This is a genomic window from Bradyrhizobium sp. IC3195, assembly GCF_020193585.1.
Classification (GTDB): Bacteria; Pseudomonadota; Alphaproteobacteria; order Rhizobiales; family Xanthobacteraceae; genus Bradyrhizobium; species Bradyrhizobium yuanmingense.
The window spans coordinates 585,781-595,325 of sequence record NZ_JADYVG010000001.1 but is presented as its reverse complement, the minus strand read 5'-3'; the positions used below and the strand labels follow the sequence as shown (position 1 = coordinate 595,325).

Below are 9,545 nucleotides of genomic sequence, written 5' to 3'. Positions count from 1 at the left end.
GCGCAGCTCGCAGCTCGCGTCCTCAGCACGTCACGAGATCGGTGTGGCCGAATCCCTTGGAATAATCGAGCAGCGAGATCACCGTCGGTGTGAGACGGATCAGCCGCACCTCGGATGGCTTCGGCACGGGGAGGCCGATGGCCTTCTGCTCGGGATAGCGCGCCATCAAAAGCGCGATCGCCTTCTCGGCCTCGGCTGGATCGGTCACGGCCACCGCCCGCGCCGCCATGGACAGGCCGGTGATCTCCATCACTTGCGCCGGATCGTCGTCGATCGCCAGCGACACACGGTCGTCCCGCGAGATGTTCTGCGCCTTCTGGCTGTCGGGGCCGCAGAGGAAGTAGATGGTGAAACCTTCGTTGGCATAGCCGACCGTCGTCACTTGCGGCCAGCCATCGGCGCGAAGCGTCGCGATCCGCATCGTGCGGTGCTGGTCCAGCAAGGTCTGGATTTTTCGTCTGAGTGTGTCGTCCATCGCTGCCTCCGGCGGTCATTCCTGAAGACACGATACGATCCCCGCGCGCAGTGCCGTTGATGCAGCTCAACGCGCGCCGGCGATGTCGCCTGTTGAAAGCGTCGGCAGGCATCGCCCGGTGATATCGCACCGGCAGGCGCGGCCAGCCCGCGCCGTGCGCAGCTTTTGCTTGCTTTCCCGGGTCGCGCCTCTACGGTCGCGCCGCGAACGAACGCGCGAGACAAGACCCGTCATGACCGACACGATGAAATGCCCGACCTGCAATTCCGAGCACGCCTATCAGGACCGCGATCTCTGGGTCTGCCCGGAATGCGGCCATGAATGGAGCGGCGCGGCGGACGCGGCCACGGACACGGCGCAGGATGCGGGTGTGCGCGATGCCAACGGCAATGTGCTCGCCGACGGCGACAGTGTCATCGTGATCAAGGATCTCAAGATCAAGGGCTCGTCCTCGGTCGTCAAGGGCGGCACCAAGGTGCGCAACATCCGCCTGCAGGACGCCAGCGACGGCCACAACATCGCCTGCAAGATCGACGGCATCGGCGCGATGAATCTGAAGTCGGAGTTCGTGAAGAAGGCGTGAGGTCCGCTAGCTTTGCCGCTGCGCCAGGTAGAACCCGCACAGCACCGTCACGAGGCCTGCCGTCTGCAGCATCGTGGGCGGCTCGCCGAGCAGCAGCCAGCCGGTGAGCAGCGTCAGCGCGGGCACGCAGGCCGGAAACACCGCGGCGCGGGCGACGCCGAGACGCTGGACCGAGACGGCGTAGAGATAGAGCGCGGCGGGGCCGGCAAGCACGCCCTGCGCCAGCGCCTGGATCGCGTTCTCGGTCATGCCGATCGACGCAATGTGGGCGAGGCCCACCGTGGCGACGTAGACCGGCACCAGCAGCAGCGACAGCACGTTGATGACCAGCGCCGCCGGCACGGCCGAGACGCGCCAGCGGCGCAGCATCGCGCCGAACCCGGCGAACATGAATCCGGCAAGCACGAAGATGAGATCGCCCTGAATGCCGTCGGCACCGATGTGGCCGATCGATTCCGCACCGATCACGCCGAGGCCTCCGACGATGACGAGCGCGCCGGTCAGGCGCGAGGCGGAGATCCGCTCCTTCAGCACGACCGCCGCGAGCAGGAGGCCGCCGAGCGTGGCGCAAGAGGGCTGGATCACGCTGCCATGGCCGAGCGGGACGAACAGGAAGCCGATGTACGAGATCAGCGACATCACGGGACCACCGAGCACCATCAGCACGAGCCCCCTGCCCCAGCCGATGCCGCAGAGATCGGAGAGTCCGGCGCGCAACACCAGGGGCAGGAATGCGATCCCCGACCAGACATAGCGATGCACCAGCAGATCGACCGGCGTGAAGCCGGCCTTGAGGCCGTGCCGCGTGGCGGCAAAGCCGAGCGCCCAGAACAGCGCTGCGGCAAGCCCGCAGACCACGCCGAGCAGTGCCGGCGCGGCATCCTTCTTCTGAGCGTCGGCGCCGCTCGTCCGCTGATCCATGGATCACTCGATATGTCGGCTCGCGGAGCCGCTCAACCCACGCGGCTGCAGGGCTGTCACGCGAGGGCGATGCCGACTACGCGTGTTACAGCCCCTCATCGAAGACCGTCCGCCATCCCTTGCGCGTATCCATGTATTCCCGCACTTGCCTGATCCGGTCACCCACCACCTCGAACACGAAGCAATACTCGTTCTCGTACGGCTTGCCGCCGGGCAGCGTGGCGCGCATCCGCTCCTCCACGATCACGACATCGCCGTCGACATACACGCCGCGGAAGACGATATCGATGCTCGAAAACAGCCTGTGCATTTCCTTGGCGATGAAGCGGGCGATCTGGTGCGCTCCCACCATGTGATCGGTATGATCGAGCGCGACGGCGGTGGCATTTCCCTTCGGCGCGATCCATTCGGCGTCTTCGGTGAAGAGTGCCGCGATGCGCTCGGGATCGCGTGACGAAAAGGTCTTCCAGGCGTTCAGTACGACGTCTCTCGGGCTGGTCACGATGGGGTCTCCGGCCGTGTTGCGATGAGAACCGCCTTCTAGGCCGCGAGGCGAGCCGCGGCTCGCCACAATCAGACTCGGTCATCCGGCAGCCCTTCCGCCGCCGACCTCATGCGCTACCATGCGATCATGCTGAGCTTTGATGTCTGCAACGCCGCGCGCCTGCGCCGCGATCCCCGCTATGACGGCCGCTTCTTCACGGCGGTGAAGACCACGGGCATCTATTGCCGGCCGGTCTGTCCGGCCAAGCAGCCGCTGGCTCGCAATGTGGTCTATTATCCGACGGCTGCGGCTGCCGAGGCCGCCGGCTTCCGGCCCTGCCTGCGCTGCCGTCCCGAGACCGCTCCTTTCTGCCCGGCCTGGAACGGCACGCGCTCCACGGTGGCCCGGGCCATGAGGCTCATCGATGACGGCGCGCTGGATGAAGGCTCGGTGGTCGATCTCGCGACGCGGCTCGGCATCTCGTCGCGTCACCTGGCGCGCCTGTTCGAGCGCCATGTCGGCGCTACGCCGCAGCAGCTCGCCAAGACACTGCGTGTCCAGCGCGCCAAGCGCCTGCTCGATGCCGGCCATGACAGCATGACCGCTATCGCATTCCAGGCCGGGTTCGGCAGCCTGCGCAGGTTCAACGCCGCCTTCGCCGAACTCTACGGCCGCTCGCCGTCAAGCCTGCGCGCGCGGCGAGCTTAGCGGCCCGCGCCAGTGATCACGTCCGCGGTCTTCACCTTGCGCGGGCTGAGCACCTTCGCCTGGTGGACCGAGGCGATCGCGCTTGGCGCTGCGACCTGCTGCTCGACATGTGCGGCACCGAGCACGCGCACCTGCAGCGGGGAAACCGGGAAACCGTTGGCCTCATAGGTCGGCAGCTCGGCGGCGAAAGCCGCGGTACCGCCCGCGATCGTCAGGAAGGCGGCGATCGACAAGGTCTTTTTGTTCATTGGTGATGCTCCGAGGTTTGAGAGTCGGAGCCTATTTAGGCGTATTTTGCTGCAGTGCGACATACACCGCCGCATTGCAACATCGCATGCAATGCATGACGTTATGCCTAATGCGTCCAGGGATTTGGGCGAATCACGCCGGCTGCGACGCGGCGCCTCCAGAGGAGCCGCTCAGCCACCAAGCACGTTGCCCCAGCCGTCGAAGAGATAGGTCTTCCAGGCCACGGTTCCATCCGCGCCGGGCCGGCTGGCGCGGCGGTAGTCCTCGGCCTGGTCGGCGGTCCAGGTGATGATCGTGTCGGAGAGACGATCGTGCAGGATGGCGGGCTCGGTGGGGTCGAAGGCGTCCATGGGACGAAGCGAGGGATGCGTCATGGCGCCTCCAACGCACCAGCCGCAACAAAGTTGCGGCAACGTCAAATGGAACCGGGCGTTGCACCTCGGCCACAGTTGCCCCGAAAAGCCCGCACTCCCCGATTTGCGCCATTGCGCCGCCACACCGTGGCCCGAACAATCGACGTGCTGCGTGCCTTTCCGTGCGACTGTTTCGTCAGACTGTTTGCATCATCACTGTTCGGGCAAGATTGTTCGAGCAGACCGTTTGGAGGCAGGGATCATGAACGATCGGCGGTCTCTTCTGGTGGCGGTGTCGTGTCCCTCGGCCGTTCTCGCCGGCTGGCTGGCATTGTCTCTCTCCGCTTATGCGCCTGCGCTCATCGAAAACAGCGCCGCCAATGCGGCCGCCATCTCGCGCGCCAAGGATCGTGCCAAGGATCATGCCAAGGATCTCGGCCGCATCGACCTCGCCGACGTGCCGCGCGCTGCGACCCTTGAGGACCGCTTCGCCTTGACCGCCGACATCGCAGCCACCGTCACTGCGCTGCCCGACCCTCCCGCGCCGGCAGAGGCAACGCCGGAAGAGCCCGCCTCCACCATCAAGCTTGCCTCGGCCGACCCGGCGCTGATCCTGCCGGTGGAAGCCGTGCCCGCGCCGCCGATCTTGCCTGAACCGGAGCCCGTCGTCAGCGAGGTTGCCCCCGCCCCTGTGGCGGAGCCCGTCAAGCTCGCATCCACCGATCCCACCGAGATCGTGACGACGGACACATTGTCGGCCGCGGCGATCGCGAGCGACCCCGTTGCGCCTGCGCGCAAGGCGTCACCGCCTGCCGACAACATCGCCGTGCTCGACGAATGCTTCGTCATGGAGGCCTGCATCGACCGCTACCTCTGGGCGCTCTATCAGCGCACCGCCAAGGAAGACACGATGAAGGTGCAGGAGCGGCGCGCAGTCACCATCAAGCGCAAGGGCAAGACCGTCACGGTGATGCGCAGCTTCACCAAGCTGGTCGATCAGGACTTCACCTGGAAGGATCCGCATGCGGCCGAGCGCGCCGGCATGTCGATGATGGACTACGTCATCGGCGGCATGGACAAGAGCTTCAAGCAGAAGCTGTTCCGCATGATGCTCGCGGCCGAAGCCGCCGGCCTGTCGCCGGGCATCACCAGCGCGTTCCGCGACGACTATCGCCAGTCGATCGCGAGCGGCCTGAAGGCCGCCTCCAACCGCTCCTATCACGGCGGCAGCACGCGCGGCGGCTACGGTCACGGCATGGCGGCAGACATCGTCAGCACGCAAGGCAGCAACAGGGCGCAGCGCTGGGTCTCGACCGAAATCCTGTGGAAGTGGGTCGATGCCAACGGCAAGGCGTACGGCATCGGCCGACCCTATCTCGGCCGCGATCCGCCCCATGTCGGCCCGATCGACGGCCAGGAATATATCTCGAAGCGCGGCACCTCCGACCGCAAGGACGTTGCCGGAGCCAAGCCGAAGAAGACACAAGGCCTTGCGAGCGCCAAGCCGCCGAAGGCCGACGTCGCGCGCGAGCAGAAGGGCCCGGCGGCCAAGCCGCAGAAGTCGGCGCAATCGGCCGGCAAGCGCGCGACCTGACGGTTTACGGCTTGCGCTCTGCCGTCGGCAGCGGCACCAGCCGCATCTCGGCCGAGCCGGCGGCCTGCGTGCGCACCAGCACGGCAAAGACCGTGTCGACCGCGCGCCGTACCACCAACTCCATTGCTTCGCCCTTGGCCAGATGCGCCGCGATCAGCCCGGTGAGGAGATCGCCGGTGCCGTAGGGACGGATCGGCAGGCGCGGCGTCGCAAAGCGCGACAATCGCCCATCAGTGCACAGGATCGTCTCCACCTGGCCCGCCGCCGTGTCAGCGAGGGTGCAGCCGGTGGCGACGACGTCGGTGCCTGCCCCAGCCAGCACCGCGCAGGCCGCGCTGAGGCTCTCGGCGTCGGCAATTGCGACCCCAGAGAGCAGCTCGAGCTCGAACTGGTTCGGCGTCGTCAGGTTCGCCGTCGGCAGCAGCCGGTGGCGGAGCACGTCAAGGATGCCGTCCGCGACATAGACGCGGCCGTCGTCACCGATCACGGGATCGCAGAGATAGACGAGCTTCCCATTGCGCGTGCACGCCCGCTCGACGAAACCGGCGATGACGGCGGCATTGCCGGGCGAGCCGAGATAGCCGGTGACGACCACCGCGGCCTCGTCGACCAGGCCGCGCTCCTCGACTCCCCTCAGGAGATCGGCGACGAGCTCGGTCTCCAGCACCCGTCCGCGCAGGCTCGGATAGCGCGGATGGTTGGACAGCAGCGTCGTCGGCACCGCAGCGACGTTCACGCCCTCCGCCTGCATGGCATAGGCGGCCGCGCTGTTGCCGACATGGCCGTGGACCACCTGGCTCTGGATGGAGATGACGAGCATGAAAGAGGTCCGTAGAGTCAAACTTCGGGCGACGCAAGCGCTGCGTCCTGTCGCGGACTCGTCATTCCCGCGTGATATTTGCGGTCGCACGTCAGCCATCCGTCGGCCCGGACACAGCCTCCGCATGACCTCCGTCTTCAACGCCTATACGGCTCTCGCCCTCGCCATCGTGTTCGAGGTCACCGCGTCGGCGTTCCTGCAGCAGTCCGCGCAGTTCACCCGTCCCTGGCCGACGCTGGCGATGGTGCTGTTCTACGTCGCCTCGTTCTACGCGCTCTCGGTGGCGATTCGGGTGATCCCGTTGAGCATCGCCTATGCGATCTGGGGCGGGGTCGGCATCATCCTGACCGCCACCGTCTCCTTCGTGCTGTTCCGTCAGATCCTGGACGCCGCAGCCTTCGTCGGCATCGCGCTGATCGTATCAGGGGTGGTGATCATCAACCTGTTCTCGGAGACCACCGTGCGGTGATGCGCGCGGTGCCGACTCTGAGCAAGAGGTCGCGCCCCACCATCACGCTGCGGACAACTGATCGAGCTCGGACGGCGCGTAGGCCTTGCCATCCTGGTCGGTGACGACCACCCGCCACCCCTCGCTCGCCCACACTTTCGCCTTCGCCACGATGAGCAACCGGCTCTCGCGGGCGAAACTGTACTTCTCGTTGTCGCGTTCTGCGACCATCTTGTAGGCCAATTCGCATCCCCTTGCGTCGCCCTGCACCCGGCCTTGTCGTGGCAGCGGGCTTTGGCGGCAATTCGCCGGGAGCGTGGCAATTTGGTGCCATCCACGAGGCCTGTGGCCGGCCCCGTGCCGTCGCAACAGAGCCGATCTCGTTGCCTCGGATCGGCGCTAATGCACGCGGATAATGTGCGGGCGGCCGAGATTGATCAGGCCCTGCACCGCCGAAAGGCGGTCATTGAGGGCTGCGATGGTGAGCAGCAGATTGTTGCGACGCTCATCGAGTAGTCCCATTTCTGCGCCCGACAGCTTGGTGCCCGCCCGCTCCTTGTGGATCTCCTCGAGGGATTCGCGCAGTCCGGCAATCAGGCCGGCCAGCTGCTTGGCCTCCTTGGTCATCGACCGCTTCGCGACATTTTGCTGACGGCGCGTCTCCGCTTGGTTCTGTCTCATCGTCATCCTCCGGTGCCCCGCTGCCCCGAGTGGATGCTTACAGCTTTGGATAGACATATTACGATCGATGAAATCTGCCCGCGAAGAACTTTCTTAAATTGTACGCGCACGGAACCCGATCGCGCGGGAGCGGAAAGCCCGGCAAGGCCGGGCTTTCGTTGCGGCTAGCCAGAGCTCGGCGGCGGAAACGCGGGCGGAACGGCCCGCGCGGCGCTTTCGGCGTCACCTCGCCGGCAGCATGAATGCGTCGAAGAACGAGGCCAGCCCGGCAAAATCGTTGAGCGGCAGCACGGTCGCGACATACTGGTCGGGCCGCACCACGACCATGCAGCCGGCTGTCCGATCGATGCCGCGCATCGTGAAGACGTCGTGGCCGCTCTTGAGATCCGGGCAGAACATCTTCTCGTAGTCGTACAAGCCGTAACGGCCTTTGCTCGGGAGCAACATCGGCGGCATCGCCTCGATGGCGAGCTCGCGATGGTCCTGCTGAAACACCGCGCGCAGATCGATCACGCTGTCGATGTCAGCTCCAACAGGCGTATATCGACGGATAGGTGACTTCCGGGATTCCGCGAGGAAATTGCACAAGGCACGAATGGCCGAGCCCGACGCTGCCGGGTTCTCATCGGGCGAGAACGCGTAGATGCGGAAGCGGCCATCGGCCCGTGCGGCATGGCCGAGATGCACCGGCTTGGCGTCCGCCAGCCGGATCACCGGCGCGGAATGGAAGCGCGTGCCGATAATGAGGCCCTGCGCGAGGTGCTGATGCGTGGCCGCGCCGGTGAGCATCGACGGCCTGTAATGCGTTGCCGTGCCCGCGGTAAAACGTCCGTGCCGGACGAAATAGTCCTGCGTTTTGGCGGCATCGGCGCCGCCGGCCTTGGCGGCGGAGGCGAGGATATCAGCCCATTCGCGATCGAAATCGATCAGCTCCTTCGCGACTGCCCGGCGCTCGGCCGAGTAGGAATGCAACAGGCTTGGCGCGCACTGCCTCCGCAGCACGGCGGCGAGCTTCCAGCCGAGATTGAAGGCATCCTGCATCGACACGTTCATGCCCTGCCCGGCCTTCGGACTGTGGGTGTGGCAGGCATCGCCGGCGATGAAGATGCGCGGCTGGCGCGTCTCGACCTCGCCCTCCGGCACGTCGTCGAACTTGTCGGTGAGGCGCTGGCCGATCTCGTAGACCGACCACCAGGCGATTTCCTTCACCTCGAGCCGATGCGGCTTCAGGACCCGCTGCGCTTTCGCAATCACGTCGTCGGCGGTGATGTTGCGATTGGCAACGCGTTCGCCGACATCGAGCTTGGCGAGCTCGACATAGATGCGGACCATGTAGCCGCCTTCGCGCGGAATGATCAGCAGGCTGCCGTCCCTGGCCGACTGGATCAGCGACTTGAAACGGATGTCCGGAAAATCGGTCACGGCCAGCACGTCCATCACGCCCCAGGCGTGGTTGGCGGAATCACCGTGCAGCTCGCGCCCGATCGATTTGCGCACCGTGCTGCGGGCGCCGTCGCAACCGACGACGTAGCGGGCCTTGACCGTCTCGACCTTGCCCTCGTTCGCGGCATCGACGCGTTCGAGGCGCACGGTTACGGGATGATCGTCGGCACCGGCCGCCGGATCGACATTCACATCAAGCACGCGTCGGCTGTAATACGGCTCGAGCTTCGCCGGCGACTTGCGCATGACGTCGAGAAAGCAATCATGGACGCGCGCCTGGTTCAGGATGAGGTGCGGGAATTCCGACAGCCCGTCCTCGACGTCCTGCACCCGGCCGCTGCGGACGATCTTCTCCGGCGCCGCTTCATCCGGCTTCCAGAACGTGGTCTCGTTGACCCAACAGGCTTCCTTCAGCACACGCTCGCTGAAGCCATAGGCGTGGAACATCTCCATGGTGCGGCAGGCGATTCCGTCGGCCTGACCGACCAGCAGGCGGTCCGGCTTCTGCTCGACGATGCAGGTTCTGATGTCGGGGAATTGCGCGAGCTGGGCGGCGAGCGTCAGGCCGGCCGGCCCGCAGCCGACGATGAGGACATCGACATCGCCAGGCACGGCGCCCGCCGCTCCCGATGCCTGAACGCGCGCGGCAGGATCGGCGATTTCAGGGTCGCCCGGCTGAAATCCATTGAGATGGAACTGCATGAGCACCTCTCCCGCCAAATTCTGTTTGGTTATTGATCAGTATGCTGACTATCAGTATACTTGTCAATGATCCGCACCGCTCTG

General features: G+C 65.8%; 13 protein-coding genes. 4 read left to right on the top strand and 9 right to left on the bottom strand.

Going from position 1 to position 9,545, the window contains the following annotated elements; genetic code table 11:
• Positions 1 to 22: 22 nt before the first annotated feature.
• Positions 23 to 475: a pyridoxamine 5'-phosphate oxidase family protein gene (locus I6F09_RS02840; protein ID WP_036000190.1), complete on the bottom strand. Its 453-nt coding sequence runs from the start codon at positions 473 to 475 to the stop codon at positions 23 to 25.
• Between the two features lie 232 nt (positions 476 to 707).
• Between I6F09_RS02840 and I6F09_RS02835 the strand changes: the two genes are divergently transcribed.
• Entirely contained in the window at positions 708 to 1,058 is a 351-nt protein-coding gene (locus I6F09_RS02835) for a zinc ribbon domain-containing protein YjdM (protein ID WP_036022853.1), read from the top strand.
• A 6-nt stretch (positions 1,059 to 1,064) separates the two neighbouring features.
• On the opposite strand, the gene I6F09_RS02830 is transcribed toward I6F09_RS02835, so the two are convergent.
• The gene (locus I6F09_RS02830) at positions 1,065 to 1,979 is read right to left on the bottom strand and encodes a DMT family transporter (protein WP_225187405.1); all 915 of its coding nucleotides are present in this window, start codon (positions 1,977 to 1,979) and stop codon (positions 1,065 to 1,067) included.
• Between the two features lie 85 nt (positions 1,980 to 2,064).
• Positions 2,065 to 2,481 (bottom strand): nuclear transport factor 2 family protein, encoded by a 417-nt coding sequence (locus I6F09_RS02825; protein ID WP_225187404.1) that lies wholly within the window; start codon positions 2,479 to 2,481, stop codon positions 2,065 to 2,067.
• Between the two features lie 129 nt (positions 2,482 to 2,610).
• Here I6F09_RS02825 and I6F09_RS02820 point away from each other — a divergent pair, with 129 nt between their 5' ends.
• Positions 2,611 to 3,171, top strand: coding sequence for an Ada metal-binding domain-containing protein (locus I6F09_RS02820; protein ID WP_225187403.1), 561 nt, complete (start codon positions 2,611 to 2,613; stop codon positions 3,169 to 3,171).
• On the opposite strand, the gene I6F09_RS02815 is transcribed toward I6F09_RS02820, so the two are convergent.
• Together I6F09_RS02815 and I6F09_RS02810 are read right to left on the bottom strand one after the other, a co-directional pair.
• Positions 3,168 to 3,419 (bottom strand): hypothetical protein, encoded by a 252-nt coding sequence (locus I6F09_RS02815; protein ID WP_225187402.1) that lies wholly within the window; start codon positions 3,417 to 3,419, stop codon positions 3,168 to 3,170. The two genes, I6F09_RS02820 and I6F09_RS02815, sit on opposite strands and share 4 nt — an antisense overlap.
• Before the next feature lie 171 nt (positions 3,420 to 3,590).
• The gene (locus I6F09_RS02810; RefSeq protein ID WP_025035973.1) at positions 3,591 to 3,794 is read right to left on the bottom strand and encodes a hypothetical protein; all 204 of its coding nucleotides are present in this window, start codon (positions 3,792 to 3,794) and stop codon (positions 3,591 to 3,593) included.
• 241 nt (positions 3,795 to 4,035) lie between these two features.
• On the opposite strand from I6F09_RS02810, the gene I6F09_RS02805 reads away from it, so the two are divergent.
• Positions 4,036 to 5,367 carry a hypothetical protein gene (locus tag I6F09_RS02805; RefSeq protein WP_225187401.1) on the top strand — a complete coding sequence of 444 codons (1,332 nt, stop codon included), beginning with the start codon at positions 4,036 to 4,038 and terminating at the stop codon, positions 5,365 to 5,367.
• 4 nt (positions 5,368 to 5,371) lie between these two features.
• On the opposite strand, the gene pdxY is transcribed toward I6F09_RS02805, so the two are convergent.
• Positions 5,372 to 6,187 (bottom strand): pyridoxal kinase, encoded by an 816-nt coding sequence (pdxY, locus tag I6F09_RS02800; protein WP_225187400.1) that lies wholly within the window; start codon positions 6,185 to 6,187, stop codon positions 5,372 to 5,374.
• Between the two features lie 124 nt (positions 6,188 to 6,311).
• Here pdxY and I6F09_RS02795 point away from each other — a divergent pair, with 124 nt between their 5' ends.
• Positions 6,312 to 6,656, top strand: a complete 345-nt coding sequence (locus tag I6F09_RS02795) for a multidrug efflux SMR transporter (protein ID WP_036000232.1) — start codon at positions 6,312 to 6,314, stop codon at positions 6,654 to 6,656.
• Positions 6,657 to 6,698: 42 nt separating this feature from the next.
• On the opposite strand, the gene I6F09_RS02790 is transcribed toward I6F09_RS02795, so the two are convergent.
• The 3 genes from I6F09_RS02790 to I6F09_RS02780 form a co-directional block, all read right to left on the bottom strand.
• Positions 6,699 to 6,905, bottom strand: coding sequence for a hypothetical protein (locus I6F09_RS02790; RefSeq protein WP_036000235.1), 207 nt, complete (start codon positions 6,903 to 6,905; stop codon positions 6,699 to 6,701).
• Between the two features lie 129 nt (positions 6,906 to 7,034).
• On the bottom strand, positions 7,035 to 7,316 hold the full coding sequence (locus I6F09_RS02785; RefSeq protein ID WP_036000293.1) for a hypothetical protein: 282 nt from the start codon (positions 7,314 to 7,316) through the stop codon (positions 7,035 to 7,037).
• Positions 7,317 to 7,538: 222 nt separating this feature from the next.
• A complete protein-coding gene (locus I6F09_RS02780; RefSeq protein ID WP_225187399.1) occupies positions 7,539 to 9,461 on the bottom strand; it encodes an FAD-binding monooxygenase in 1,923 nt (640 codons plus the stop codon).
• Between the last annotated feature and the right edge of the window lie 84 nt (positions 9,462 to 9,545).

Bases quoted from the DNA above. Each gene is read 5' to 3' on its own strand.
- I6F09_RS02840 (WP_036000190.1), bottom strand. From the start codon at position 475: ATGGACGACACACTCAGACGAAAAATCCAGACCTTGCTGGACCAGCAC.
- I6F09_RS02835 (WP_036022853.1), top strand. From the start codon at position 708: ATGACCGACACGATGAAATGCCCGACCTGCAATTCCGAGCACGCCTAT.
- I6F09_RS02830 (WP_225187405.1), bottom strand. From the start codon at position 1,979: ATGGATCAGCGGACGAGCGGCGCCGACGCTCAGAAGAAGGATGCCGCG.
- I6F09_RS02820 (WP_225187403.1), top strand. From the start codon at position 2,611: ATGCTGAGCTTTGATGTCTGCAACGCCGCGCGCCTGCGCCGCGATCCC.
- I6F09_RS02815 (WP_225187402.1), bottom strand. From the start codon at position 3,419: ATGAACAAAAAGACCTTGTCGATCGCCGCCTTCCTGACGATCGCGGGC.
- I6F09_RS02810 (WP_025035973.1), bottom strand. From the start codon at position 3,794: ATGACGCATCCCTCGCTTCGTCCCATGGACGCCTTCGACCCCACCGAG.
- I6F09_RS02805 (WP_225187401.1), top strand. From the start codon at position 4,036: ATGAACGATCGGCGGTCTCTTCTGGTGGCGGTGTCGTGTCCCTCGGCC.
- pdxY (WP_225187400.1), bottom strand. From the start codon at position 6,187: ATGCTCGTCATCTCCATCCAGAGCCAGGTGGTCCACGGCCATGTCGGC.
- I6F09_RS02795 (WP_036000232.1), top strand. From the start codon at position 6,312: ATGACCTCCGTCTTCAACGCCTATACGGCTCTCGCCCTCGCCATCGTG.
- I6F09_RS02785 (WP_036000293.1), bottom strand. From the start codon at position 7,316: ATGAGACAGAACCAAGCGGAGACGCGCCGTCAGCAAAATGTCGCGAAG.
- I6F09_RS02780 (WP_225187399.1), bottom strand. From the start codon at position 9,461: ATGCAGTTCCATCTCAATGGATTTCAGCCGGGCGACCCTGAAATCGCC.